Here is a 26,322-nt window from a genome sequence, read left to right on the forward strand (position 1 = left end):
GTGGAGGCGGCGGACGCGCTGATCAAGCTGGCGTTCCGGCGCGACCAGAGCGGTGACGAGTCCGTGCTGACCGAGGCCAAGGCGCTGATCCGGGAATACCTGCACCGCCATGTGATCTCGTGATGATCGAGGAGCTTCGGGCGCTGCTGGCGCTGGGTGAGCACCGCCACGTCACCGAGGCCGCCGCTGTGCTCGGTACGACCCAGCCGACGTTGTCCCGGCTGTTGAAGCGGGTCGAGGACGAGCTCGGGGCCCGGCTGTTCGAGCGGGACGCGCGCGGCGTGCACCCCAACCCGCTCGGCGAGCTGACCTTGGACGCGGCCCGCGACATCGTCGACCGGCACGACCGGCTGCGCCGTGATCTGGCCGGGCTGCTCGACCCCGATTCGGGCACCGTGCGGCTGGCCTTCCTCGACTCGATGGCGACCTCGCTCGTGCCGCGCATCCTGCGCGATGTCCGTCGCCGCGCGCCGCGCATGCGGGTCGAGCTGCGGCAGGAACCCGGCCACGAGATGCTGCGCGACCTCGACGCGGGCCTCTCGGAGCTGGCGCTGATCTCGCCCCGCCCGCCCGGCCCGTACGGCTGGGTCGCCTTGCAGACGCAGAGCCTGGCCCTGATCGTCTCGCCGGACCACCGTTGGGCCGACAGGACGCGGACCGTGCCGCTGGCCGAGGTGGCGAAGCAGGACTTTGTGACGATTCCGCCCGGGTTCGGCTTCCGCCAGCTGGTCGACGACCTGTTCGCGGCGGCCGGTGTGACGCCGCGGGTCGCCTTCGAGATCGGCGATCTGGCCACGATCGAGGGTCTGGTCGGCGCCGGCCTGGGTGTGGCGCTGGTGCCGGAGCAGTTCGTCGGCGTCTCGGGCACGGTCGGGCTGGCCCTGGCCGCCCCGGGCGCCGAGCGGGTGGTCGGGCTGACCTGGCGCACCGATCGTCGCCTGGGACCGGCGGCTTCCCGGTTCCGGGACTTCGTCGAGGACGAGGCCCCCTACGGGTTAACAGAGGATTAACTGAAAATGACCCCCCGTTGATGATCTTTCAACGGGAGTTCCTGTACGGTTGTTCGAGTGAGTTCGCGACCTTCCATGGGAGGATTCTGGCAACCGCCGTCGGATCAGGCCGACGACCTGCGGGTCATCACCCGTCAGGCCGACCTGGTGGAGCTGAAGCTCCTCATTCCGGACGGCGGCCCCGTGGGCGGCCAGGCCCGGAAGGTCTACTTCCTGGACACCCCGGCCCTGGCGCTGAAGCAGCACGGCATCGTCGTGCGCGTCCGCGAACGGGCCGGCCGGCCGGACGACATCGTGGTCAAGCTGCGCCCCATGCACACGAGCAATGTTCCGGGCTGGCTGCGCCGCTCCCCCGGCTTCCACGTCGAGGTCGACGCCATGCCGGGCAACTACGTCTGCTCGGGCGCGCTCAAGCAGCCCCTCGCCAAGGGCAGCGTGGCCCGCGCCCGCAAGGACGGCAAACCCCTGACGTCGTTGCTCTCGGCGGGCCAGCGGCGGCTGCTTTCGGCGTACGCACCCGGCGAGCTCGGCGAACTCACGACCTTCGGCCCCGTCAAGGCGCGTAAGCGCCGGGTCAAGGTGCGCGGCCTGGCCCTGACCGCGGAACGCTGGGTCTACCCGGACGGTTCGGCCCTGCTCGAGCTCTCCACGAAGTGCCCGGTCGACGAGGCCGCCGCCGTGTCGGCCCGGGTCTCGCGGGCGCTGCGTAAGGACGGCATCGCCCCGTCCGAGGTGCAGCACACCAAGACCGAGCTGGCCCTGGCCACCGCCGCGGCGTAAAAGCCTCAGGCGACCCGCACGCCGGCCGGGACGGCCAGCCGGGACATCACGCGGTGCACGGCCGCGCGCAGCATCGGCGCGCGGCGGGAGTGCACGGCCGCGTTCGGCGAGCCGGGACCGTGGCGGCGGAGCATGTCGGCCATCCGGTCCTCGAAATCCATGCTGCGCCCGTACGGGCCCACGGTCTGGTCCGCGTAGGTCAGCCCGTCGCTGACCGGCGTGTGCTCCTGCGGGAACTCGGCCAGCGCCCCCTCGAGCCCCTTGGCGTGCGCCACGCAGATCGCGCCGGAGTGATGCGCGACCAGGCCGGCGATCCGCATCGGCCACTGAAGGCGCTGGAGGTGCCGCGCCCCGTCGAGCGGGTGGAAGCCGGTGTCGCGCAGCGCCTCGGCGTACCCGATGTCGTGCAGCCAGGCGGCCGCGACCAGGACGTCGGCCTCCTCGGCGCTCACGGTCGCGCTGATCTGTGTGGCCCGCTCGGCCACCCCGGCCGAGTGCTGCCATCGCTCCGGTAGCTCCGCCAGGACACGTTCGGCGAGGTCACGAGCGTCGGCGACGAGCGGGCGGATCATGGGGGTAACGGTAACCCCGTAAACATGAACAGCAGGTGTACAAAACTTATACGTTGGTGGCGGACAGGACCTTTTCCAGGGCCTTGGCGACGGTACGCGACTCGGCCGCGCTCATCTGCGACGTGAAGTGGCGTTCGATGCCGGCCAGGTAGACCGGAGCCGCCTCGCGCAGCCGGCGGCGCCCCTGTTCGGTGATGGTGGCGTACGACGAGCGCTTGTCCTCGGGGTTCGTCTCGCGGGCGACCAGCCCGGCGGCGACCAGGCTGTCGACCACCCGGCTGGCCCGGGTGCGGCTGACCACCGCCACCTCGCCGAGCTCGCCCATGCTGAGCTTGCGCCCGGGCGCCGAGTTCAGCTCCAGCAGCACGTCGTACCAGGTCAGCGGCAGGTCGCAGGCCGACTGCAACTCCTTGTCGAGCCGCGGTACGAGGGCGGCGTGCACCCGCAGCAGAGCCGCCCACGCGGCCACATCGGTGTCGCTCATCACCGCAGCCTACCCAGTTCTTGTGCGTGCGCACGCATCGGCGTAAGAATGTGCGTGCGCACGCATCCTCACGTCAGGAGATCGCCATGAAGCTGATGCACCTGTCCGCCTCGCCGCGCGGCCCCCGCTCGGAGTCGCTGGCCCTCGCCGGCACGTTCCTGGAAGTGATCCGCGACTCGCGGGTGGAGGTCGAGGAGTACGACCTGTGGGACGGCACCCTGCCGGCGTTCGGCCCCGACGCCGCGGCGGCCAAGATGGCCGTCTTCGCCGGCGAGGAGCCGCGCGGGGCGGCGGCGGAGGCCTGGAACGCGGCCATCGCCACGTTCCGCCGCTTCGACGCGGCCGACAGCTACCTGTTCAGCGTGCCCATGTGGAACGCCGGAATCCCGTACATCCTCAAGCAGTTCATCGACGTCGTCAGCCAGCCCGGCCTCGTCTTCGGATTCGACCCCGCGACCGGCTACCGCGGCCTGCTCCACGGCAAACGGGCCGCCGTCGTCTACACCAGCGCGGTGTACGGGCCGGACCGCGGCCCGGCTTTCGGCGCCGACTTCCAGGCCCCGTACCTGGAGGACTGGCTGCGCTGGGCCGGAGTCGACGACATCCGCACGGTCCACTTCCGGCCCAACCTGGCCACCGCCGACGCCGCCACCGCACGCCGCGTCGCCCACGAGCGGGCGCGCGACCTCGCGAAGGAGTTCCTGCAATGAAGGCCCTGCTCTGGGCGCTTCCGGCCTACGGCGTCCTGCTCGGCCTGAGCACCCTCACCCACCAGCCGCCCGTCACCGACTTCGACGCGTACGCCGAATACGTGACCACCGGCGTCTTCCTGGTCAGCCACCTCGGCGCCAGCATTCTCGGTGCCGCCCTCGCCATCCTCGGCGCGATCGGCCTGTCCTTCGCCCTCGGCCCGAGCAAGCCGGCGCTGGCCGGCCTGGTGCTCACGACGATCGCCAACGTCTTCCTGGCCGCCACATTCGGCAGCGCCGCCTTCGTGCAGCCCGGCCTCGGCCGCGCCCACCTGGCGGGCGTGCCGGGCATGGCGGCGATGAACGACGACACCGCGTACGGTCCGGCGCTGGTCGCCACCGCGCTGTCCGCCTCGTTCCTGCTCGTCGTCGCGGCCGCGGTGACAGGCGTGGCGATCAGCCGCGCGGGCCGGCGCCCGTACGGCATCGCCTACGCGGCACTCATAGCCCTCTTCGTGGCCGGCATCGCCGTGCCGTTCGTGCAGCCGTTCGCCGGCTTCGGCTTCGCCGCGGCAACCGCCCTGCTGGCCACTCACGGCCTCACCACGTCGGCCAGACCGGCCCTGACCGCTTAACGCGTCCCTGGTACTCCACTCCTCGGGAGCCGGATCGCGGTCGCCCGCGATCCGGCTCCCGAGCCCCTCCACCAGCGAGTCGGTCACGGCTCGCCGCCCGAATCACGCCTGACGTCGCCAGCCCACGCTCCCGGCCCACCCGGGAAGGTCGCCCGCACGCGGAAAAGCTGCGGTCGAGTGCGGGCACGCCGAACGAGCGGGCCACCGCATCCGCGCCCCCCGCAGCCGCGCCCCGCCGCCGCGCCACACAAGCACGCCCCGCGGCCACGCCACACCAGCACGCCACCCCCGCAGCCACGCCGGACGAGCACGCCGCCACCGCGCCGCGCCGCGCCGGTGGGACAACCGCGATCGGCCGCCGCAGGAAGAATGAGAGGCGGCGTCATGTTGGGCGTGCGGCCCTGTGCGTCCGTCGGGGAATGGATGATGACGGCGTGCCCCTCGGCTCGGCCGGCAGCAGAAGGGCCTGGCCAGGCCGGCCGCGCACGGGGCGCAGAGGTCGGCCAAGCCGGCCGCGTCCCCGGACGCAAAGGTCGGCCAAGCCAGCCGCATCCCCGGACGCAAAGGTCGGCCAAGCCAGCCGCATCCCCGGACACAGAGGTCGGCCAAGCCAGCCGCGCCCCCGGGCGCAGACGTCGGCCAGACCGGCCGCGCCCAGGACACAGAGGTGAGCCAAACCAGCCGGGCCGGGACGCGGAGGTGGGTCGGGCCGGCCGCGCTCGGGCGGCTGGGTGCGTCGCGGTGGGGAATGGGGGTCGGCACGGATGGACGGTGGGACGGTGGACCGGCAGGCTTGAGGCGGACCTGAAACCGATCGGATTGGTGGCTCTGTGTCGTTGTTCTGGAGGATTTTCTCGCTGAACGCGGCCGTGCTCACCGTGGCGGCGCTGGTGCTGCTCTTCGCGCCGGTGACGGTGTCGGCGACGGCGCGGATGACCGAGGCCGTCATCATCTTCGCGGGCACTGTCGCCACGCTCGTCGCCAACGCGGCGATGCTGCGGGTCGGGCTGCGGCCGCTGGCCCGGGTGACGCGGGTCATGACGACCATCGACCTGCTCCGGCCCGGCACGCGCCTCGCCGCCGAGGGGCAGGGCGAGATCAGCTCGCTCATGCACGCCTTCAACACCATGCTCGAGCGATTGGAGCACGAACGCGCGTCGAGCGCCGGCCGGGCGCTCGCCGCGCAGGAGGAGGAACGGCACCGCATCGCGCAGGAACTGCACGACGAGATCGGCCAGACCCTCACCGCCGTGCTGCTCGACCTCAAGCGGATCGCCGACTCCTCCCCTCAGCCGGTGCGCGATCAGCTGCGGCAGGCCCAGGAGAGCACCCGCAACAGCCTCGACGAGATCCGCCGGATCGCCCGCCGGCTGCGCCCCGGCGTGCTCGAGGAGCTGGGCCTGGCCAGTGCCCTGCGCGCGCTGGCGATCGAGTTCACCACCGCCGGGCTGACCGTCCGGCGCCGGGTCGCCTCCGACCTGCCCCCGCTCGGCAAGGACGTCGAGCTGGTCGTCTACCGGGTGGCTCAGGAGGGCCTGACCAACGCGGCCCGCCATTCCGGCGCGCACCACGTCGAGCTCTCCCTGCAGGGGCAGGCCGACGGGGTTCGACTATGCGTGCGCGACGACGGGCGGGGGCTCGGCTCCGCCACTGAGGGCGCCGGCATCCGGGGCATGCGTGAACGCGCCCTTCTGATCGGCGCCGCGCTCACCGTCGAGCAGTTGCCGGACGGCGGCACCGCGGTGTCGCTGCACGTTCCCACATCCGTCGGCGCGACCTTGGGAGGCACCGCATGACCGCGCCCACCCGCATTCTGCTGGCCGACGACCACGCGCTGGTCCGCCGCGGCGTCCGCCTGATCCTGGACAACGAACCCGACCTGACGGTGATCGCCGAGGCGGCCGACGGGGCCGAGGCGGTGGCCCTGGCCGCGGCCGACCCGCCGGATCTGGCCGTGCTGGACATCGCGATGCCGCGGATGACCGGCCTGCAGGCCGCCCGGGAGCTGACCCGCCGCCGGCCGGGGCTGCGCATCCTCATCCTGACCATGTACGACAACGAGCAGTACTTCTTCGAGGCTCTGCGGGTCGGCGCGGCCGGGTTCGTGCCGAAGTCGGTGGCCGACCGGGATCTGGTCGAGGCGTGCCACGCGGCGATGCGCGACGAGTCGTTCCTCTACCCGGGGGCCGAGACCGCCCTGGTCCGCGACTATCTCGAACGGGCCCGCGGCGGCGAGATCCCCACCCGGCCGGTGACCGACCGCGAGGAGGAGGTGCTGAAGCTGGTCGCCGAGGGCCACTCCACCCGGGAGATCGCCGAGCTGTTGTTCATCAGTGTCAAGACGGTGGAACGGCACCGGTCCAACATTCTGGCCAAGCTGGGCCTGAAGGACCGGCAGGAACTGACCAGGTACGCGATCCGCGCCGGTCTGATCGAGCCCTGACATGCTCGCGATCCTGCTTCTCCACGCCCTGGCCGCCCTGATCGCGCCCGTTTTGATTAGGTTTATAGGTAATCGAGCGCTGTACCTGCTCGCCCTGGTTCCGGCGTCGGCGGCCGGCTGGGCCGTCCTGAACCCCGGTTCGGTGGCCGCCACGTACCGCTGGGTGCCGCACCTCGACATGGACCTCGCCCTGCGCTCCGGGCCGCTGCCGTGGCTGATGCTGCTGATCGTCGGCGGCGTCGGCGCGGTCGTCCTGGCGTACTGCGCGTCGTACTTCCCGCCCGGCGATCCCGGCCTCGGCCGGTTCGCGGCGGTCTTCCTCGGCTTCGCCGGCGCCATGACCGGGCTGGTGCTTTCCGACGACCTGCTTCTGCTGTACGTCTTCTGGGAGCTGACCACCGTCTTCTCGTACCTGCTGATCGGGCACAAGCCCGAGCAGGCGGCCGGCCGCCGGGCGGCGATGCAGGCGCTGGTCGTGACGACGGCCGGCGGCCTGGCGATGCTGGCCGGCTTCGTGATCCTGGGGCACGGCGCCGGCACGTACCGCTGGTCCGAGATCGCCGAGAGCCCGCTGCCGGCCGGAAGCACCACGGCGGCGGTGCTGATCCTGGCCGGCGCGCTCTCCAAGTCGGCCGTCTTCCCGTTCAGCTTCTGGCTGCCGGCCGCGATGGCCGCGCCCACGCCCGCGTCCGCCTATCTGCACGCGGCGTCGATGGTCAAGGCCGGCGTCTTCCTGGTCGGCCTGCTCGGGCCGGCCCTGGCCGTCACCCCGGCCTGGCAGCCCGTCACGGTGGCCGCCGGCGCCGTCACGTTGCTGCTCGGCGGCTGGGCCGCCCTGCGCCAGCACGACCTCAAACTGCTTCTGGCGTACGGAACGGTGAGTCAGCTCGGCCTGCTGACCGTGGCCTTCGGCGCCGGCTCGCGGGCGGCCGCGCTGGCCGGCGTGGCCCTGCTGCTCGCGCACGCCCTGTTCAAGGCGACCCTGTTCCTGGTCGTGGGCGTCGTCGACAAGCTGACCGGCACCCGCGACCTGCGGGAGCTGAGCGGCCTGGGCCGCCGGATGCCGGCCCTGGCCGTCGTGGCCGGCCTGGCCGTGGCGTCGATGGCCGGTGTTCCCCCGCTTGCCGGCTTCGTCGGCAAGGAGACGCTGTTCGCCGCCTTCGAGCACGACCCACTGATTTTGGCGGCCCTGCTGGCCGGCTCCGTCCTGACCGTCGCCTATGGACTCCGCTTCCTGTGGGGCACCTTCGCCACCAAGCCGGCGATGGACACCACCGCCGCACCGCGACCGCCCTTGGCTCTCGCCGGGCCGGCGGCGGTGCTCGCGCTCGCCGGCCTCGCGGTGGGGGTGGGCGCGCCCGCGCTCGATCGGGCGCTCACCCCGTACGTCAATCTCTGGACCGGGACCACCGGCCACCTCGCGCTGTGGCACGGCCTCGGTCTGCCGGTGCTGCTGTCGGTGGTGGTGCTGCTCGGTGGCGCGGGGATTTTCGTTGCCCAGCACCGGGGACTGCGGGTGCCGGAGCAGCGGCTGCCGACAGCGGACGGCGTCTACCGGCGGGTCATGGCGGCCATCGACCGGGCCGCGGTCGAGGTCACCGGAGCCACCCAGCGGGGGTCGCTGCCGTTCTCGCTCGGCGCGATCCTGCTGGTCCTGGTCATGATGGGCGCGACGACGCTGCTGCTGTCCGGGTTCCGGCCGGGCGGGATCCGGCTCTGGGACACGCCGCTGCAACTCGTGGCCGGTGTGGTCGTGGTGGCGGCGGCGCTGATCGCGGCCCGGGCCCGGCGGCGGCTCACGGCGATGATCCTGGTCGGGGTCTGCGGGTACGGGGTGGCCGTCCTGTTCGTGCTGCACGGCGCGCCGGACCTAGCGCTCACCCAGTTCCTGGTCGAGACGGTCACGATCGTGATGTTCGTGCTGGTGCTGCGGCGCCTGCCGCGGCGGTTCTCGGAGCGGCCGCTGCGGGGCACCCGGTGGATCCGGATGGCCGTGGCCGTGGCGACCGGCGCCGTCACGTCGGCGATGGCCTACGTGGCGGTGAGCGGGCGGCTCGCGGTTCCGGTCTCGGTCGGCTTCCCCGGGCCGGCGGTCGCCTTCGGCGGCGGTCACAACGTCGTCAACGTCGCCCTGGTCGACATCCGGGCCTGGGACACCATGGGCGAGATCTCCGTGCTCGTGGTGGCCGCCACCGGCGTGGCCAGCCTCATCTACCAGCGCAGCGCCGCGCTGCAGCGGCGGCGGGCCGAGCAGACCGTGCCGGCGCGGACCGGGCCATCGCGGCAGGCCGGCTGGTTGCTCGCCGGCGAGAGCCATGAGTCCATCATTCTGCAGGTCGTGGCGCGGCTGCTGTTCCACACCATCGTGTTGTTCTCGGTCTACCTGCTCTTCTCGGGTCACAACGCGCCCGGCGGCGGCTTCGCCGGCGGGCTGGTGGCCGGGCTGGCGCTGACCATCCGCTATCTGGCGGGCGGACGCCGCGAGCTCAACGCCGCGGCGCCGGTCGACGCGGGCCTGGTGCTCGGCACCGGCCTGCTGATCGCGGTCGGCACCGGCGCCGCGGCCCTCGTCGCGGGCGGGCAGGTGCTGCAGAGCGCGCTCGTCGACGTGACGCTGCCGCTGATCGGGCACGTCCACTTCGCCACGTCGGCCTGCTTCGACGTCGGCGTCTACCTCATCGTGGTCGGCCTCGTCCTGGAGATCCTGCGCAGCCTCGGCGGCGAACTGGACCGCCAGCACGCCGCCGCCGAGACCTCCGACGCGCCCACCGAACGACGAGAGAAGGAGCTGGTATGACACCGAACCTGGTTTACGTCGTCATCGTCGGCGTGCTCTTCGCGGCCGGGGTCGCGATGCTGCTGGAGCGCAGCCTCACCCGCGTACTGATGGGAATGATCCTGCTCGGCAACGGTGTCAACCTGCTCATCCTGCTGGGCGGCAAGGCCGGAGCGCCGCCGATCGTCGGCGCCGCGAACGAGGCCGACATGGCCGATCCGCTGCCCCAGATCATGATTCTGACCGCCATCGTCATCACCCTGGGGATGACCGCCTTCCTGCTCGCCCTGGCCTACCGGAGCTGGGCCGTGGACGGGCACGACGAGGTGCAGGACGACGTGGAGGACCGCCGCATCATGCGCCTGGCCGAGACCGACCAGGGATCCGGAACCGAGGACGACCGATGACCTGGCTCGTGCCCCTGCCCGTCGTCATGCCGCTGATCGGCGCGGCCCTGACGCTGATGATGGCCGGCCGGCCCCGGGCCCAGCGGACGGTGAGCCTGACCGTCCTCACGGCCACCGTGCTGGTCTCGGCCGCCCTGCTCGGGCTCACCACGACCGGCGGCTCGATGGTCGTGACCGTCGGCGGCTGGGCGGCGCCGCTCGGCATCGTGCTCGTGGCCGACCAGCTGGCCGCGCTGATGCTGGTGGTCTCGTCCACCATGACGGTGTGCGTGCTCGTCTACTCGATCGGGCAGGGCATGGCCGACGGGCACGAGGAGACCCCGCTGTCGGTCTACCACCCGACGTACCTGGTGCTCACGGCCGGCGTCACCAACGCCTTCCTGGCCGGCGACCTCTTCAACCTCTACGTCGGGTTCGAGATCCTGCTCGTCGCCAGCTATGTCCTGCTGACCCTCGGCGGCACCGAGAACCGGATCCGGGCCGGCATCACGTACGTCGTGGTCAGCCTCCTGTCGTCGGTCATCTTCCTGACCGCGATCGGCCTCGTCTACGCCGCCACCGGCACGCTCACGATGGCCCACCTGGTCGAGCGCCTGGACGCGCTGCCGGACGGTCTGCGCCTGATGCTGCAGGGCATGCTGCTGCTCGCCTTCGGCATCAAGGCCGCGGTCTTCCCGCTGTCGTCGTGGCTGCCCGACAGCTATCCGACCGCGCCGGCGCCGGTCACGGCCGTCTTCGCCGGCCTTCTCACCAAAGTCGGGGTGTACGCCATCATCCGCACCGAGACCCTGCTGTTCCCCGGCGGTCGCGCGGCGGTCGTCCTGCTGATCCTGGCCCTGCTGACGATGGTCGTCGGGATCCTGGGCGCGGTGGCCCAGTCCGACATCAAGCGCCTGCTGTCGTTCACCCTGGTCAGCCACATCGGCTTTCTGCTGTTCGGGGTCGGGCTGACCACCCGGCTCGGGCTGTCCAGCGCCATCTTCTACGTGGTCCACCACATCACTATCCAGACCACCCTGTTCCTGGCCACCGGTCTCATCGAGAAGAGGGGCGGCAGTACGGCGCTGGACCGGCTGGGCGGGCTGGCCCGGCTCTCCCCCGTGCTGGCCGTGTTGTTCCTGGTGCCCGCCCTGAACCTCGCCGGCATCCCGCCGTTCTCCGGCTTCATCGGCAAGCTGGGCCTGGTGCAGGCCGGCGCGGCCGACGGCGGGGTGCTGGCCTGGCTGCTCATCGCCGGCGGCCTGGCCACGAGCCTGCTGACCCTCTACGCGGTGGCCCGCGTCTGGAACCTGGCCTTCTGGCGGGTCCCGCACGCGTCGACGCCCGCCCGGAGCCCGTTGCCGCCGCTGATGGTGGGCTCGACGCTGGCGCTGGTGGCGCTGGGCGTGGGCCTCACGGCCGTCGCGGGACCGCTCTTCGAGATCGGCGACCAGGCCGCCGGCGGCCTCCTGGAACGTTCCGGCTACGTCGAAGCCGTCTTCGGAGCTACGCGATGAGGGGGTTACGGGGCCGATGGCGGGACCGGGCCGTCGCGGCGGCCGGGCTGACCGTGATCTGGGCGCTGCTGTGGGGCTCGTTCACCCCGCTGACGATGCTGGGCGGGGCGCTCGTGGCCGTCGTGGTGCTGACCGTCTTCCCGCTTCCGCCAGTGACCTACGCGGGCCGGGTCCACCCGCTCGGCGTGCTGCGGTTCGCCTGGCGCTTCGTCCGGGACCTGGTCGTGGCGAGCGCGCAGGTGTCCGCGCTCGCCTTCCGGTTCGGGCACGTGCCGCGCAGTGCCGTCATCGCCGTACCGCTGAGGGTCCCGTCCGATCTCGGCCTGACTCTGACCGCCGAGGCCCTGTCACTGGTGCCCGGCAGCCTCATCGTCGAGGCGGACCGGGAGAGCGGGGTGCTCTACGTGCACGTGCTCGGCGTGCGGGACGCGGCCGGCGCCGAGCGTTTCCGCCGCGACGTGCTCGACCTGGAACGCCGGATCGTCCACGCGTTCGGCTCACCGGCCGAGCGCCGCGCCATCAAGGAGCCGCCGACATGACAGTCATCGCCGTACTGGTCACTTCCCTGCTCGCCCTGGGCGCCGGACTGGCCCTGATCCGCGTCGTGCGCGGGCCGTCGATCCTCGACCGCGTCGTCGCCACGGACGTGCTGCTGGCGGTCGTCGTGATGGCCATCGCCGCCGAGGCCGCCTTCTCCCGCGACGCGACCGGCCTGCCCATCCTGGTCGTCCTGTCCATCCTCGGCTTCACCGGCGCCGTCAGCGTCGCCCGCTTCACCGCGGCGCCCGCCCCGGCGCGGGCCGATGAGACGACCGCGCCGAGGGGGCGGCGATGAGCGCTGTTCTCGACGTGGTCGCCGCGGCCTGCCTGGTGGCCGGCGCGATCCTCAGCCTCTCGGCCGGGGTGGGCCTGGTGCGCTTCCCGGATCTGCTGTCGCGGATGCACGCCGCCACCAAACCGCAGGTGCTCGGCCTGCTGCTGGTGTTGCTGGGCTGCGGTCTGCGCCTGCGCGACGTGGTCGACGTCACCACCCTGATCCTCGTGGCCGTCTTCCAGATGGCGACCGCGCCGGTGGCCGCCCACATGATCGGCCGCGCCGGGTACCGGGCCGGGATGGCCCGTACCGACCTGCTGGTCACCGACGAGCTGGCCCCGGCCGGCGATCGGGTCAGCGGGTGAAGACCTCGTCCAGGAAGTTGACCAGCTCGCGCCAGCTGCGCTTGTCGGCCCTCTCGTCGTACGGGGGAATGCCGGGCAGGGTGTACGCGTGCTGGGCGCCCGAGTAAAGGGTGATCTGCCAGTCGAGGTCGTCGCGGGTGCGCAGCTCGTCGGCGAACTTCTGCACCGCCGCGTCCGGGACCACCGGGTCGTCGGCGCCGGTGAGGATGAGCAGCGGGGCGTTGATGGCGGCCACGTCGGCCGGCTCGTGGGTGACCAGGCTGCCGTGGAAGGAGACCGCGCCGGCCAGCGGGGCGCCGGTGCGGGCGAACTCCACGGCCGCGCTGCCGCCGAAGCAGTAGCCGATGACCACGATCCGGGCCGGGTCGACGCGCGGGTCCTGGGCGACGACGTCGTACGCGGCCCGCACGCGGGCCCGGAACAGCGCCAGGTCGCCGTAGTACTTGCCGGCCTCGGCGGCCGACTGCTCGTCGTTGTCGAAGGTGACGCCGGCGCCGTAGACGTCGGCGGCGAACGCGAAGTAGCCGAGGCGGGCGAGCATCTGCGCGCGGGCCTTCGGGTACTCGCGCAGGCCCGTCCAGTCGTGGATGACGATGACGGCGGGCTTGCGGTCGGTGACGGCGGTGTCGTGCACGGCGTACCCCTGAAGGGGTTGACCGTCGTGCTCGTAGGCGACGGTCTCGTCCTCGACGCGGGCTCCGGCGCCGGCCGGCACGCTGTCGACGAGGTTCTGGTGGAGGGCGGACAGCTCGATCATGCCTCCGATCTTCGTCCTTGCCGGGCTCGTCACGAACAGCGGGGCTACCCGGTCTGTGTGGGCATGACCCTTCCCACCCGCGATCACTGCCTCAGCCTCGTCCGTGCCGTCGACCGCCCGACCGGCGCCGCCCGGTACGGCCGCATGTTCCCCGGACTGCAACCGCTCGGCGGCGACCCGAAGCTGCTGATGCGCGCCGGCGACACCGGCGGGATCTGCGACGCGGCGCCGTTGCTGGACCGGCTGAACCCGGGAAGCGACGACGCGGCCGGCGCCGCCGGCTGGCCGTTCTTCGGCCAGCTGATCGCCCATGACATCACCGCCGACCGTTCTCCCCTGGCCGGCGGGATCGACCCCGAGGCGCTCAGGAACGCCCGCGCGCCCAAGCTCAACCTGGAGATGCTCTACTCCGACGGGCCGATCGGCTCGCCGTTCCTGTTCGACGTGCGCGACCCGGCGAAGTTCCTCGTCGTCGACGGCGACGTCCCGCGCAATCCGCAGGGCGTCGCGCTGATCGGCGATCCGCGCAACGACGTGCACCGGTTCGCCCTGTCGCTGCACGTCGCGCTCCTGAACGCGCACAACCGCGTGGTCGACTGGCTGCGCGACGGCGGCGCCGCCGAGGCTGATGTGTACGACCGCGCGCGCGTCACGCTCACCTGGCACTACCAGTGGATCGTCGTGCACGACTTCCTGCCGCGCCTCGTGGGTGCGGCGCTCGCCGAGGACGTTCTGGCCAACGGGGGACGCTGGTTCGCGCCGGAGCCGATGCGGGCGTACATCCCGCTGGAGTTCGCCGACGCCGCCTTCCGGTACGGGCACGGGCAGATCCGGCACACGTACCGGCTCACCGAGGGCGGTCCGGAGGTGCCGCTCTTCCCCGACCTGGTCGGCTTCGGCCCGCTGGAACCCGGCCGTCACATCGACCTGGCGCAGATCTTCGACGTGCCCGGCCGTCCACCCGCGCAGCGGGCCAAGCGCCTCGACGGCCGGCTCGCGTCCAGCCTCATCGGCCTGCCCGTCCAGGTCACGGGCGCCGTCGACACCGGCGCGTACCACTCTCTGGCCGTGCGGGACCTGCTGCGCGGCGAGACGACCGGCCTGCCCAGCGGCGAGGCGGTCGCCCGCGAGATCGGCGTGCAGCCGCTGGTGCTCGAGGACTGGCCGCACGGCGTCCCGCTGTGGTTCTACATCCTCAAGGAGTCCGAGGTGCTGGGCGACGGGGACCGGCTGGGCCCGGTCGGCGGCCGCATCGTGGCCGAGGTGCTGACCGGCCTGCTGCGGGCCGACCCGGCGAGCTACCTGAGCCTGGAGCCCGGCTGGGCGCCGGTGCTGCCGGCCCGCGGCGACCGCTTCACGCTGGCCGACCTGCTCATCCCGTGAACGATCCCTCGCCCCTGGTCATCGAGAGCAGCAACTCCCGCGTCCGTTCCAGGGCCACGGGGTTGCTGCCGCCCTCGTAGAGGGTCGCCAGCGAGGCGCCGTCGGCCGCCTTGGTGATGATCAGGACGCGGTCGGGGTGCAGGCCGTCGGCGGTGAACGCCGATTCCCACTCCCGCGCGTCCGCCTGAAGGATCTCGGCCACCCCCGGCACCGTCGACAGGGCGGCCGTGAGCAGCAGGTGCTCCGAGATCATCGTCTCGTCGCCCAGGCTGTCGAAAATCACCTTGACGTACGCCCGGACGAGGCGCCCCGCCGCGTGGTCGGCCGGGTCGACCGCGGCCCGGACCTCGGCCGCGAAGGTGTCCACCTGATCCCGCGCGAGCGCCAGCAGCAGCTGGTCGCGGCTCCGGAAGTGATGCAGGAGCCCGCTCTTGGAGACTCCCGCCTCACGCGCGATGACGTCCAGGCTCACACCGGCGCCCTGCTTGGCCACGGTGCGCGCGGCGGCGTCGAGCACCGTGCGCCGGGTGCGGGCGGTGTCCCGTTCACGAGGAGGCATACAGATCACAGTAGTAGCCGACCATTTGGTCTGTACTGCCGACCAAATGGTCGGCTACTGTCGGAGCATGACTTCGAACGGACGCCGCTGGGGCGCGCTCGCCGCCCTCACGCTGGCGGTGACGCTGCTCGCGGTGGACGGCACGGTTCTGGCGCTGGCCGTGCCCGCGCTGACGGCCGATCTCGCGCCGACCAGCAACCAACTGCTCTGGATCGGCGACGTCTACTCGTTCGCCCTGGCCGGGCTCCTGATCAGCATGGGCACACTCGCCGACCGGATCGGGCGCAAGCGCCTGCTCCTGATCGGCGTGACCGGCTTCGGCGCCGCCTCTTTGCTGGCCGCGTTCGCACCCGGCCCGGGCTGGCTGATCGCCGCGCGGGCGCTGCTCGGCGTGGCCGGGGCGACCCTCATGCCGTCCACGCTCTCGCTGGTCCGCAACATCTTCCCCGAGCCGCGCCGGCGCACCCGCGCCATCGCGATCTGGTCGGCCGGCGCCTCCGGCGGCGCGGCGCTCGGCCCGCTCGCCGGTGGCCTGCTGCTGGAGCACTTCTGGTGGGGCTCGGTCTTCGTCATCAACGTGCCGATCATGCTGCTGGTGCTGGTGGCCGTGGCCGTGCTCGTACCCGAGTCCCGCGACCCCGCGCCGGGCCGGTTCGACCCGCTGAGCGCGCTGCTCTCGGTCGCCGCGATCGTCCCGCTGGTGTGGGCCGTCAAGGACGCCGCCCACTCGGGCGTCTCGGCGTCCGTCCTGGCGGCGGCGCTGGCCGGCCTGGCCGCCGGCACGTGGTTCGTGCGACGGCAGCGCCGGCTCGCCTCGCCGCTGATCGATGTCACGCTCTTCGCCCGCCCGGCCTTCAGCGGCACGGTCGCGGCCAGCGTGATCGCCGTCTTCGCGTTCAGCGGCCTGCTGTTCTTCTTCTCGCAGTACCTGCAGCTCGTCCGTGGCTACTCGCCGCTGCAGGCCGGCCTGCGCGAGCTTCCGCTGACCCTGGCCTCGATCGCCGTCGTCGTGGTGGCGGTCCGGGTGATGACCCGGCTCGGCGTGGGCCGCGCGCTGGGCCTGTCGCTGCTGGTCACGGCCGCGGGTTTCGTGGTGCTGACGGCCGGCGAGGGTGCGGGCGGCTACGGCGTACTGGCTCTGGGCCTGATCGTCATCGGGCTCGGCGTCGGCATCGCCTTCACCGCCTCGACCGACGCGATCCTGGCCTCGGTGCCGCCGGAGCGGGCGGGGTCCGCGTCGGCGGTGTCCGAGATGGCGTACGAGCTCGGCGTGGCCACCGGCATCGCCCTGCTGGGCACGCTGCACACCATGCTCTACCGCGCCTCGCTGCCCGACCTGTCGGCGCTGCCGGGCACCGTGCGGACGGCGGTGGAGGAATCGCTCGCGTCGGCCAGTCAGGCGCTGAACGGCGACGCGCTGCTCGCCGGCGCTCGCGAGGCCTTCGCGGACGCCATGCAGGTGACCTCGGCCGTGGCGGCGGTCCTGCTGGTGATCGCCGGCGTCCTGGCCTGGAAGCTGGTGCCCCGCCACGCCGGCCCGGCCGCCTCGCCCGAGGCCGGGCGTCACGAGGCCGGGGAGCACGAAGCCGGGGAGCACGAAGCCGGGGAGGTAGTCGGAACCATTCGTCCGATGTGACGATGTGCGGAGGGCGGCTTCAGCGTCGACACTGGTGCGTAACCACGTCACAATGGGCGGTCCACCACCGAGGGAGGCGACATGGGTGCCGACCACGCGCGACTGCCACGACCGGTCCTGACCCAGGTGGTCGTGCTCGCGGTGGCCGGAGCCGTCGTCGTGGTGGCGGCCCTGGCCATCGAGCAGCGCGCCAGCCTGTGGTCGGCGGTGCCCGCCGCGGCCAGCCTCGGCCTGCTGGCCGGGCTGGTGCTGGTCCGCTTCCGCCTGCTCAGCTCGGCGTCACCCGAACCGGTGGCCGTGCCCGGGGAGACGCCGCGGGTCGCCCGGCACTATCTGGTGCCGACCGAGCTCCCGCCCGCGCCGGACGTCTTCGTCGGCCGCCACGCCGAGATCGCCCGCATGCTCGAGGTCCTGGCCACCGCCCGTGCCGGCGGCTGGGGCCCGCGGCTCACCCCGGTCATCCTGATCACCGGGCGGGCCGGCATCGGGAAGACGGCGACCGCGCTGCACTTCGCGTACCAGGTGGACGCTCGATATCCGGACGGCCAGCTGTTCGGCCGCCGCGACATGGCGGCACCCGGCGGCGGGTGGGAGGCGGTGCTGCGGGCGTTCGTGGGCGCGCTGCTCGGGCCGGGTGACGACCGGCCCACCGACCGGGCCGTGCTCGCGCGCGAGTTCGCCCGGCTCACCCGGGACCGCCGGGTGCTGGCCGTCCTGGACGACGTGCGCGACGGCGACGACGTGTCCGATCTGATCCCGTCCGGACGGGCCTGCGTGGCCGTGATCACGAGCCGGGGCACGCTCGTGGGCCAGCGCGCCGATCTGCGCATCGACCTGCCCCCGCTGGAACAGGCGGCGTCGGTGGAGCTGCTCGACCGGCTGGTGGGCGACGACCGGGTGTCGCGGGCGGCGGGCGCGGCCGAGATGATCGTGCGCGGCGCCGGGAACGTGCCGCTCGGTGTCACCCTCAGCGGCGCCACCCTGGCCGGCCGGCCGCATTGGGACCTGCAACTGGTGGTGCGCCGGCTGCGGCAGCGCTCGGGTGACACTGTGGACGCGCTCGACCTCGCGTACGAACTGCTCACCAACGACGAGCAGCGGGCGCTGGTCTGTCTCGGCCTGCTCGCCCGCCCGGTCTTCGCGCCCTGGGAGCTGGCCGCGTGCATGCGGACCGGGGAGGCCGACGCGTGGACGATCGTCGAGCGGCTCAGCCAGGCCGGTCTCGTCGAGCGGACGGCGGCCGACGCGAGCGGGGTGTCCCGCTTCCACGTGCTCGACCGCGTCTACGAGTACGCGGACGCGCGGGCCGCCCGTGAACTGTCCCCGCAGCAGCGGGCGGAGATCCAGGAGCGGTACCAGTCCGCACTACGGGAACGGCATCGCCGGAGCGCCGCCGACGGTCTGCACCGGCGGATCTACCGGATCAAGGACGCCGGCCGGCTCAACGAAGCCCTCGACCTCGTACGCTCGGCCCTCGCCCTGGCCCAGGACAACCACGACCTGCCCGCCCTCGACCTCGCGGTGGCCACGCTCGCCGAGATCAACGCCGAGCTCGGCAACACCGCCGACGGGCCGGGTCCGATCGCCCCGCCGGCCCACCGCGAGGGCACCCGGATGCTGGCCTGGGTGCGCTCGCTGCGCTACTCCGGCCTGACGCTGCGCCGGCAGTTCCGGATCGACGAGGCGCTGCGCAAGCTCACCGACTCGCTGACCGCGCTGGACGACGTCGACCTGCCCGAGCAGGTGCGGCGCAACGAGCGCGTCCGGACGCTGCGCGAGCGGGCCATCGCCCACGCCTTCGGCACCACCCCGCTCGACGGCCTCGGCGACATCGAGCTGATCGAGGCGTTGCTCAGCGGCGACGACGAGCTCGAATCGCACCACCGGGCCGGCGTCGCCTGGGCCGTCGGCGCCATCTACGACTACGCGGACCAGCACGTCCCGGCCGAGGTGGCGATGCGGCAGGGCCTGGCCGCCGCCCGCGACAACCAGCAGGAGCTCTGGAGCGCCTGGCTGCTGCACGGCACGGCCCGGCTGGCCCTCGACATCGGTGAGACCGGGCGGTGCCGGACCGAGGCGGGCAGCGCCCTCCAGCTGTTCGCGAGGATGCAGCACCGGTACGGCACGGCGCACTGCCGCCTCCTGATCGGCCGGGCCCACGCGCGCGACGGCGCGCTGCCGGCCGCGTCGAGCGCCCTCGAGGAGACGGTCGAGACGCTCAGCGCCTGCGACGACATCCACCTGGTCGCGGTCACCACCGCCGAGCTGGCCGGTGTCCGGGTGCGGCAACATCGCCCGGCCGAGGCGCGGCGCCTGTTCGAGGCGGCCGAGCGCGTGATGAACAGCCTCGGCGACCAGCAGGAGAGCATGCTGATCCGCCAGCAGCTGGAGGACCTGCGCAGCGGCCCGGCCATCGAGGTCCCCCCGGCCACGGCCCCATGAGATCTTCCGCGCCTCGGTCCTGGTTCGTGCTCCTGGGCCTGGTGGTCGTGGCGGCGGGGGCCGGATGGCTGGTGAGCACGCACCCGTCCACGGTCGTGGTGGCGCTGATCGTCGTCGCCACCGGTGCGGCCGCGTCGGTGGTGTGGATCGCCGAGGCCACCGGCCTGAAACGCCGTTCCGCCGTCGAGCCGCCCGAGTCCGGGACGAAGGCGCTCGCGCCCGATGCCGCGCGGGTCCCGGATCAGATTCCGCTGTCCCTGGACTCCTTCCGGGGCCGGGTCAACGAGCTGCGCGAGCTGGCCGACCGCCACGCCCGGGGCCGGGCCGAGCGGACCGGCCGGGCATCGGCCGGCGCGCTGGTCATCATGCTCCACGGCCGGCCCGGCGTGGGAAAGAGCGCCATCGCGCGGGAGTTCGCCCTGACCATCGCGCCCGAGTACCCGGACGGCCGGCTCTACGCCAACCTGGGCATCGGCGGCGACCGCCGGCCACCGGGCGAGATCCTGAAGAAGTTCCTGATCGCCCTCGGCTGGCCGGACGAACTGCCGCCCTCCCCCGCGGCCCGGGCCCGCATCTTCCGCTCGCTGCTGGCCGACAAACGCATCCTGATCGTGCTCGACGCCGCCCGGGACGCCGACCAGTTACGGGTGCTGCTGCCGACGAGCCCCGGCTGCACGGTGGTGGTGACCAGCCGGCGCAACCTGAGCCCGGTGGTGGCGCCGTCGAGTCGTTCGCTGCACATCGACGTGCCGCGCTTCCGGGACGCCATGGCGATCGTGCGGACCGCGGCCGGGCTCGGCCCGCAGGCGTACCCGTCCGAGGTCGCCCGGATCGCCGTGGAGTGCGGAAGCCTCCCGATCGCCCTGCAGGCCGTCGGGGAGAAGGTGGCGGCCACCGGGTCGCTGCCGGCCGTCGCCGACTCGCTGGCCGATCCGGACGGGCGGCTCGCCGCGCTGGCATACCACAATCGCGACATCGCCGGCCGGCTCGAGATCGAGTACGCCCGGCTCACCCCTCAGGAGCAGATCGCCCTGCACCGGCTCGGCGCCATCGGTTCCGACACCTTCCTGCCCTGGCTGCTCGCCCCGCTGATGGACTGCTCGAACGCCGAGGCCGAGGACCTGATGGCCAAGCTGTACGCGGCGCAGTTCATCGACGTGTCCGGCGCCGACATGCCGTCCGGGCTGGCCCGCTACCGCTTCCATCCCTTGTTCCGGCTGTTCGCCCGCCGGCACGCGGCCGGCGACCCCGGCCGGCACGAGGCCCGGCACCGGCTCTACCAGGCCTATCTGGCCATCATCGCCGAGGTGATCCGCCTCGAGGAGCCCGGCTTCGATTCCGGCCGCACCCTCGAGGCGAGGGGCTATCTGCACGGTACGACCATTCCGCGCCGCATCCGGGACTACGTCGACGAATGGACCCGGACGGAGTACGTGAACCTGGTGGCCAGCGTGCATTCCGCGGCCGACGCCGACGACGGCGCCCTGTGCTGGCGGATCGCCCGCCGGCTCGGCGGCCACCTGCCGCCCGGTCTGGACCAGGCCGAGACGCGGCGCGCGTTCGAACGGGCGAGTGCCGCGGCCGAGCGGGACCCGAGCGGGTACGCCCGCATCGCGGTGCGGGTCGCCTGGAGCGAGTTCCTGCTCGAGACCGAACGGCACGACAGCGGGCTGCGCATGGCGCGCGGCGCCATCGACGAGGGCCGGAGGGCGCCGGCCGACGAGCGGGTCGCCGTCGAGGCGCTGCGCGCCCACCGGGTGCTGGCGACGGCTCTTCTCGACGCCGGGCAGGCCGCGTCGGCGCACGCCGAGGCGCTGCGCGGTCTCGCCCACGCCGAGCGGTCGGTGCCCCTGCGGTCGCCGGTCCTGGCCGCCCGGCTGTCGGCCGACCGGCAGCTGGTGCGGCTGGTGCGCGACGCGGCCCGGGCGGCCACCCGGCCCGAACCGGGAAATCCGGTCACGATCCAGCATCTCGCCGACGAGAACATGGACGCCCCGCGCTTCCGTCTCAGCCTCATGCTGGCCGACGTGGCCCGCCGGCGGCGGGACTGGCAGACGGCCACCGAGAGCCTTCTGGTCGCCGCCGTGGCCGCCCGCGGCGACGTGCGCCGGCTGGCCATGGTGGACCATCGGCGCGCCCGCCTGACCCTGAGCCAGGCCGAGGAGTCGAACGGGAGCGAGTCGGTCCGGCTGGGCTCGGAGGCGATCGACCGGGCCGCCCGCGCCGTCGTCGGCTTCGAGGGCCTCGGCTGCGGCCTGAGCGCCGCGCGGTCCCGGCTGCTGCTCGCCCGCACGCTGCTCGCGGCCGGGCTCGTGGACGAGGCCGAGGAGCAGCTGCCGGTGGCCGGGCGGCATCTGACCGGCCGCGGGCCGGAGGCCGACGGCGTACGGGGCCGGGCCCGGCTGGTGCAAGCCGAGATCGCCCTGGCCCAGGGCCGAACCGGCGACGCCCTGGACGAGCTGGAGGGGGCCGAGGGCCTGTTCCGGCCGGAACAGGACTGGGCCGCCATCGCGGCGACGGCGGCCCTGCGCGGCCGCATCCGGGACCGCGCCGGTGAGGTCGGCCCGGCCGCGGCGGCGATGACCGAGGCGCTGCTCGCCTGGCGGGCTGTCCGGGACACCCACGCGCCACTGGTCCTGATGAGGCACGTGTCGTACGAGGTCGCGGCGCATCTCCCGGCCGCCGAGGAGGCCGTCACCCCGGGCGAACACCGGCTGAGCGAGCGTGTCGCGCTCACCCAGCGCGCCTTCCGGCAGGCGGGCGTCGAGCTGTCTCGCGGCGAGGAGCCCGAACTGTTGGTGCCGGGCCCGGTCTGGGTGGCCGCGGAGACCGCGCCCTCGGCGGCCGAGGTCCATCGTTTCGAGCGGCACCTGGGCGTCGACGGGGTGGCCCACCTCGTCCACGTCGAGCCGATCGACCCCGACGGCGAGGCGGCCCTGGACGCGCTGCGGCTGAGGACCCAGCCGGTCATCACGGTACGGGTGGACGCGCTCCGGGCGGCGTACACCGACAAGCGGGCCAAGGACTTCCTGAAGGAACTGAACCGCACGCGGGGCCCGCAGAACACCCTGTTCGAGAGCCGCAACGCGATCGAGGACGAGCGCTGGCTCTTCGGCCGGGACGCGATGCTCAACACCATCGGCAGCGCCCTGCGCCAGGACGAGCAGATCCTGCTGACCGGGCTGCGCAAGGTCGGCAAGACCAGCCTGCTCAACATTCTGCGCCAGCGGCTGGCCGACCGGCCGGTGTGCAAGGTGGACCTGCAGATGTTCGACCGGCGCCGCGAGGAGTGGCCGCTGGAGCTGTTCCGGCAGATGGTCACCGCGTACGACAACTGGGCGGCCGACGCCTGGGCCGACTGGTCCTTCCAGCCCACGACGCCGCGCACCGCCACCGAGCTGGCCGGCGAGATCGGCCGGCGGACGGAGGTGACCGGGCGCAAGCTGATCGTCATCCTCGACGAGCTGGAGCGGATCTACCCGCGGGCCGACGAGGACGACGCCGTCGAGCGCTGGGTCTACGGCACCGGCGCGCTGCGCGCCATGGCCCAGGGCACCACCCGCCTGGTGGCGCTGATCGCGGCCGACCTGCGGCCGAACGCGAATCGGCGCAACGACCTGGGCGCCGACCGCACCAATCCGTTCTTTCAATTCTTCCGGGAGATCCCCTTGCCGTTGCTGGGAAAGGACGCCGTGGCCGGCATGACCACGGCCCTGGGCCAGGCCGCCGGAGCCGGCGAGGTGACCGCCGGCTTCCACGACGAGATGTTCCGCCTCACCGGCGGGCATCCCACCCTGGCCCGGATGGTCGCGGGCGGGGCCTACCGGGCGATGACCACCGGCGTGATGGACCGGGCGAGCCTCGAGCGGGGCCTGGTCGAGCACGACGTGACGATAAACGTCGACGACTTCCTCACCAGCCTGTGGCGCATGCTGACCGACGCGGAACGGTCGGTGCTGCGCGGCGCCGCGCCCCGATCCCCGGCGACACGGGCGGCCTACGCCTCCCTGCGGGCCCACGGCATCCTCGACGACCGGGGCATCGCCATCGGGCTGCTGGCCGACCGGGTCACCGAGTTCGGGGACCGATCGTGACCGTGGACCCGTTCGGCCCGGACGGGCGATTCGTCGGCCGGTCCGCGCTTCTGGACCGGCTGGCCGAGCTGCTGGGCACGGCGAACTCGGTCCTGCTGGTCGGTGGGGCCGGCAGCGGCAAGACGACGCTGGCCCGCCGGCTCGAACTCCCCGGCGACCGGCAGCTGTTCCGGGCCGACACCCACGGATGGGACCTGGAATCGGTGCGGACCGCGTTCGGCGCCCTGCGCAGCGTTCTCGAGGGGCGGGACGCCGGCGCCTACGCCGAGGCCAGCCGGCAGGAGGTCCATCGGGCGGCCGAGCTTGTCGCGCCGTTCACCCTGGTCATCGACAGCGCCGACCGGCTGCTGCAGCACACCGGCTGGTGCGGCGACTTCTTCAGCGAGTTGCGCTTCCTTGACGAGTCGATGCTCCGGTCGCAAGTCTCCTTCCTGCTGATCGGCGGCCCGGTGCTGGCCGAGTACCACGACCGGGAGAACGACAACTCGCCGCCGCTGGGCACCGCGTCCACCGTGCCGATGACGCCGTTGCCGGCGGACGCCGTCCAGGAGCTGATCGACATCCTGCCCGGCACGCGCCGGCCGTCACTGTCCGAGGTGATGGACCTGACCGGTGGCAACGCCTGGCTCACGACCAAGCTGCTGCGCGAGCTCGACCGTGGACTGCCGGTGGCGGTGGCGATCGAGGAGCTGCAGCAGACCCTGGTGCGCCGTTTCACCTTCTGGGAGAAGCAACTGCCCGCTGAGGTACGCCGGGAGCTGCTCCAGGTGCCGCGGGCCGGCCGCCCGCACGCGGCCGCCCCGGCCGACCGCCGCGCCCGCGAGAAGCACCGGCTGGAGATGAAGGCGCTCACCGTGGGCGTGCTCTGGATCGACGACACCGGCCGGGCCCGCGTGCCGCAACTGTTCCGGGAGTGGTTCGCCGGCCGCGACCCGGAGAACCGGGTCTGGGACGTGGCGGTCTCCTTCGCCCCGGACGACGAGGCCGAGGCCCGGAAACTGGTGCAGGAGCTGGAACACCACCGGTACGAGGTGTTCTTCGCGCCGAACGAGGAGGTCCAGCTCGTGCAGTCCGACCCGATGGACAACCCGCCCGGGCTCTACCAGAGCCGGACCCGGTGCGAGCTGATCCTGTGGACGCCGAGCTACCGGCAACGCTATTGGCAGCCACGCTGGAAACGCCGCCCCGGCCTGGTCTGCTTCGGGCCGCACGGCGACCCCGGTGACGGTCTCCAGCCGGTGTACCGCGACGACGACGGTGGTCTGAGCGGCCTGCGCGGGGCGATCGACGACATCGTGGGCAAGCAGCGATGAGACTGGTGCGCGGCCGTGCCCTGGGCTGGCTCCTGATCGCCGCGATCCTGGCCGCGGCCGCCGCCGTCGGCTGGCTGATCGTCACCGTTCCGGCCCGGTCGATCCCGCCCCTGTCGGCCACCGAGATCGAGGCCGTCAAGGACCCGGCGGGCCGCCTGACGGTGGCCGACAACCGCGCGAAGCTGCGCAACGACATGCGGGTCTCGATGCTTCAGGGGGTCACGGCCCTGGCCGTCGCGGGCGGGCTGATCTTCACCTACCGGACCTTCCGGATGAACCGCGAGGGTCAGGTGACGGAGCGGTTCACCAAGGCCATCGACCAGATCGGCCAGCACGAGAAGCCCGACGTCGTGCTGGGCGGGATCTACTCCCTGTCCCGGATCGCGCGCGACTCGCGGGCCGACCGGCAAGCCATCCGGGACGTGCTGGCGGCGCACGTCAGACGGCTGGCCCCCTATCCCCCGCCGCCGGGCGGCCTGCCCGCGACGGCCGCGGTGAACCAGATTCCGCCGTACCGGGAACGCCTGCCGACCGCGCACGTCGCCCTGGCCGCGATCGCCGGCCTGGAGCGGGCCGGCCACGGAGCCGACCTGCGGGACACCGATCTGCGCGGCGCCGACCTCGAGGGCGCCGGCATGCGGGGCTGGCGGCTGCGCGGGGCGCAGCTGACGGCGGCCGGGCTGCGCGAGGCCGACCTGCGCGAGGCGGATCTGCGCGACACCGACCTGCGCGGCGCCGACCTGCGCCAGGCCGACCTGCGGAACGCCGACCTGAGCGGCGCCGTCCTCACCCACGCCGACCTCACCGCGGCCCGCGACGACGACGGGACGCGATGGCCGGGCGGGCAACGGCCACCGCAGCCCCGGCAGCCCGGCGACCAGGCGATGCGTTACGGTTCCAGATCAACCGGAACGGGGGGCATGGACGATGGTCGACGTCGAAGCGATGGAGTTGACCGGTGAGCGACGCCGGTTCGACCGGCTCACGGCCGCCGCCGTCATGGTCGCGGTCGACGCCGTGCTCTATCTGGTGATCGCCATCGTGGGCGTGCCGTTCCTCATGTTCGTCTTCGCCGACGAGACCGGTACGTGGCAACGGCTCTGGCCCTACGTCGGAAGCTGGGTCCTGCTCTGCGTGGGCGGCGCGGCCTGCGCGGCCGCCGCCTTCGGGCTGACCCGTAACGCCGCCCCGCCGGCCCGCCAGGCCGGCGCCGTGGCCGCCCTGGGCGCGGCGGTGGTGGCCGTGCTGGTCTCCCTGCTGATGTGGCCGACCGCGACCGTCGGCCCGGCCGGCGCCGTGCTGGTCGTCCTGAACCTGGTCGCCGCTCTCACGCTGTTCACCACCAAAGAGCCGTCCCTCGTACACTCGCAGCCGGCCTTCCCGCCGCACGAGCCGCCGCCTTTTCCCGACCTTCCCGCGGTCGTCGAGACCGTGGCCGCGCCGGTCGAGGCCGATGAGATGTACCGGCGCCCGGAGCCACCGGTCGCCGACAACACCAGGCCGACCATCGACCTGCGCGTCGACGGCCGGCGCCCCGGGACGGCCCGCCGGCGCCCGCGCACCCGGGCCGCCCTGCACACCCTCGGCGGCGTGACGCTGCCGCCCCGGGCCCGCCGGGCGAGGCGTCCCTGAGCTCGCTCGCCGGCGTCTGTCACGGCGGACCGGCC

23 protein-coding genes and 1 pseudogene are annotated in these 26,322 nt (G+C 73.1%); 20 read left to right on the forward strand and 4 right to left on the reverse strand.

Going from position 1 to position 26,322, the window contains the following annotated elements:
* The 3 genes and pseudogenes from AB0C26_RS21585 to AB0C26_RS21595 form a co-directional block, all read left to right on the forward strand.
* Positions 1-123: pseudogene (locus AB0C26_RS21585) on the forward strand (TetR/AcrR family transcriptional regulator); the annotation flags it as partial.
* Positions 123-1,010 carry a LysR family transcriptional regulator gene (locus AB0C26_RS21590; protein WP_360250037.1) on the forward strand — a complete coding sequence of 296 codons (888 nt, stop codon included), beginning with the start codon at positions 123-125 and terminating at the stop codon, positions 1,008-1,010. The pseudogene AB0C26_RS21585 and the gene AB0C26_RS21590, both read left to right, overlap by 1 nt.
* A 57-nt stretch (positions 1,011-1,067) precedes the next feature.
* On the forward strand, positions 1,068-1,790 hold the full coding sequence (locus AB0C26_RS21595) for a hypothetical protein (RefSeq protein ID WP_360250040.1): 723 nt from the start codon (positions 1,068-1,070) through the stop codon (positions 1,788-1,790).
* A 5-nt stretch (positions 1,791-1,795) separates the two neighbouring features.
* Here AB0C26_RS21595 and AB0C26_RS21600 read toward each other — a convergent pair whose 3' ends face one another.
* Entirely contained in the window at positions 1,796-2,362 is a 567-nt protein-coding gene (locus AB0C26_RS21600) for an HD domain-containing protein (RefSeq protein WP_360250043.1), read from the reverse strand.
* A 46-nt stretch (positions 2,363-2,408) separates the two neighbouring features.
* Positions 2,409-2,846: a MarR family transcriptional regulator gene (locus AB0C26_RS21605; protein WP_360250046.1), complete on the reverse strand. Its 438-nt coding sequence runs from the start codon at positions 2,844-2,846 to the stop codon at positions 2,409-2,411.
* 86 nt (positions 2,847-2,932) lie between these two features.
* Between AB0C26_RS21605 and AB0C26_RS21610 the strand changes: the two genes are divergently transcribed.
* From AB0C26_RS21610 to mnhG, 10 genes are all read left to right on the forward strand, one after another.
* Complete coding sequence (locus AB0C26_RS21610; protein WP_360250049.1) at positions 2,933-3,556, forward strand: NAD(P)H-dependent oxidoreductase; 624 nt, start codon at positions 2,933-2,935, stop codon at positions 3,554-3,556.
* A complete protein-coding gene (locus tag AB0C26_RS21615) occupies positions 3,553-4,170 on the forward strand; it encodes a hypothetical protein (protein ID WP_360250052.1) in 618 nt (205 codons plus the stop codon). The genes AB0C26_RS21610 and AB0C26_RS21615 overlap by 4 nt, the downstream gene beginning before the upstream one ends.
* A gap of 830 nt (positions 4,171-5,000) precedes the next feature.
* The gene (locus AB0C26_RS21620; protein WP_360250055.1) at positions 5,001-5,966 is read left to right on the forward strand and encodes a sensor histidine kinase; all 966 of its coding nucleotides are present in this window, start codon (positions 5,001-5,003) and stop codon (positions 5,964-5,966) included.
* Positions 5,963-6,613 (forward strand): response regulator transcription factor, encoded by a 651-nt coding sequence (locus AB0C26_RS21625; RefSeq protein WP_360250058.1) that lies wholly within the window; start codon positions 5,963-5,965, stop codon positions 6,611-6,613. Before AB0C26_RS21620 ends, AB0C26_RS21625 begins: the two co-directional genes overlap by 4 nt.
* Before the next feature lies 1 nt (position 6,614).
* On the forward strand, positions 6,615-9,410 hold the full coding sequence (locus tag AB0C26_RS21630) for a Na+/H+ antiporter subunit A (protein ID WP_360250061.1): 2,796 nt from the start codon (positions 6,615-6,617) through the stop codon (positions 9,408-9,410).
* A complete protein-coding gene (locus tag AB0C26_RS21635) occupies positions 9,407-9,796 on the forward strand; it encodes a Na(+)/H(+) antiporter subunit C (RefSeq protein WP_360250064.1) in 390 nt (129 codons plus the stop codon). The genes AB0C26_RS21630 and AB0C26_RS21635 overlap by 4 nt, the downstream gene beginning before the upstream one ends.
* Positions 9,793-11,292, forward strand: a complete 1,500-nt coding sequence (locus tag AB0C26_RS21640; protein WP_360250067.1) for a Na+/H+ antiporter subunit D — start codon at positions 9,793-9,795, stop codon at positions 11,290-11,292. Before AB0C26_RS21635 ends, AB0C26_RS21640 begins: the two co-directional genes overlap by 4 nt.
* Positions 11,289-11,831, forward strand: a complete 543-nt coding sequence (locus AB0C26_RS21645; RefSeq protein WP_360250070.1) for a Na+/H+ antiporter subunit E — start codon at positions 11,289-11,291, stop codon at positions 11,829-11,831. The genes AB0C26_RS21640 and AB0C26_RS21645 overlap by 4 nt, the downstream gene beginning before the upstream one ends.
* The gene (locus AB0C26_RS21650; protein ID WP_360250073.1) at positions 11,828-12,127 is read left to right on the forward strand and encodes a monovalent cation/H+ antiporter complex subunit F; all 300 of its coding nucleotides are present in this window, start codon (positions 11,828-11,830) and stop codon (positions 12,125-12,127) included. The genes AB0C26_RS21645 and AB0C26_RS21650 overlap by 4 nt, the downstream gene beginning before the upstream one ends.
* Complete coding sequence (gene mnhG / locus AB0C26_RS21655; RefSeq protein WP_360250076.1) at positions 12,124-12,471, forward strand: monovalent cation/H(+) antiporter subunit G; 348 nt, start codon at positions 12,124-12,126, stop codon at positions 12,469-12,471. The genes AB0C26_RS21650 and mnhG overlap by 4 nt, the downstream gene beginning before the upstream one ends.
* Here mnhG and AB0C26_RS21660 read toward each other — a convergent pair.
* On the reverse strand, positions 12,461-13,228 hold the full coding sequence (locus AB0C26_RS21660; protein WP_360250079.1) for a dienelactone hydrolase family protein: 768 nt from the start codon (positions 13,226-13,228) through the stop codon (positions 12,461-12,463). The genes mnhG and AB0C26_RS21660 overlap by 11 nt on opposite strands.
* A 63-nt stretch (positions 13,229-13,291) precedes the next feature.
* On the opposite strand from AB0C26_RS21660, the gene AB0C26_RS21665 reads away from it, so the two are divergent.
* Entirely contained in the window at positions 13,292-14,611 is a 1,320-nt protein-coding gene (locus AB0C26_RS21665; RefSeq protein WP_360250082.1) for a peroxidase family protein, read from the forward strand.
* Here AB0C26_RS21665 and AB0C26_RS21670 read toward each other — a convergent pair.
* Complete coding sequence (locus AB0C26_RS21670) at positions 14,601-15,170, reverse strand: TetR/AcrR family transcriptional regulator (RefSeq protein WP_360250085.1); 570 nt, start codon at positions 15,168-15,170, stop codon at positions 14,601-14,603. The genes AB0C26_RS21665 and AB0C26_RS21670 overlap by 11 nt on opposite strands.
* A 67-nt stretch (positions 15,171-15,237) precedes the next feature.
* On the opposite strand from AB0C26_RS21670, the gene AB0C26_RS21675 reads away from it, so the two are divergent.
* The 6 genes from AB0C26_RS21675 to AB0C26_RS21700 all read left to right on the forward strand — a co-directional run bounded on the left by AB0C26_RS21675 (position 15,238) and on the right by AB0C26_RS21700 (position 26,287).
* Positions 15,238-16,806: an MFS transporter gene (locus AB0C26_RS21675; protein ID WP_360250088.1), complete on the forward strand. Its 1,569-nt coding sequence runs from the start codon at positions 15,238-15,240 to the stop codon at positions 16,804-16,806.
* Positions 16,807-16,887: 81 nt separating this feature from the next.
* Positions 16,888-19,248: an NB-ARC domain-containing protein gene (locus tag AB0C26_RS21680; protein WP_360250091.1), complete on the forward strand. Its 2,361-nt coding sequence runs from the start codon at positions 16,888-16,890 to the stop codon at positions 19,246-19,248.
* Entirely contained in the window at positions 19,245-23,342 is a 4,098-nt protein-coding gene (locus AB0C26_RS21685; protein ID WP_360250094.1) for an NB-ARC domain-containing protein, read from the forward strand. Before AB0C26_RS21680 ends, AB0C26_RS21685 begins: the two co-directional genes overlap by 4 nt.
* On the forward strand, positions 23,339-24,655 hold the full coding sequence (locus tag AB0C26_RS21690) for an AAA family ATPase (RefSeq protein ID WP_360250098.1): 1,317 nt from the start codon (positions 23,339-23,341) through the stop codon (positions 24,653-24,655). The genes AB0C26_RS21685 and AB0C26_RS21690 overlap by 4 nt, the downstream gene beginning before the upstream one ends.
* Entirely contained in the window at positions 24,652-25,617 is a 966-nt protein-coding gene (locus tag AB0C26_RS21695; protein ID WP_360250101.1) for a pentapeptide repeat-containing protein, read from the forward strand. The genes AB0C26_RS21690 and AB0C26_RS21695 overlap by 4 nt, the downstream gene beginning before the upstream one ends.
* Complete coding sequence (locus AB0C26_RS21700) at positions 25,583-26,287, forward strand: hypothetical protein (RefSeq protein WP_360250104.1); 705 nt, start codon at positions 25,583-25,585, stop codon at positions 26,285-26,287. The genes AB0C26_RS21695 and AB0C26_RS21700 overlap by 35 nt, the downstream gene beginning before the upstream one ends.
* The last annotated feature ends 35 nt before the right edge of the window (positions 26,288-26,322 follow it).

The sequence above is a fragment of the Actinoplanes sp. NPDC048796 genome (assembly GCF_040650035.1).
Lineage (GTDB): Bacteria > Actinomycetota > Actinomycetes > Mycobacteriales > Micromonosporaceae > Actinoplanes.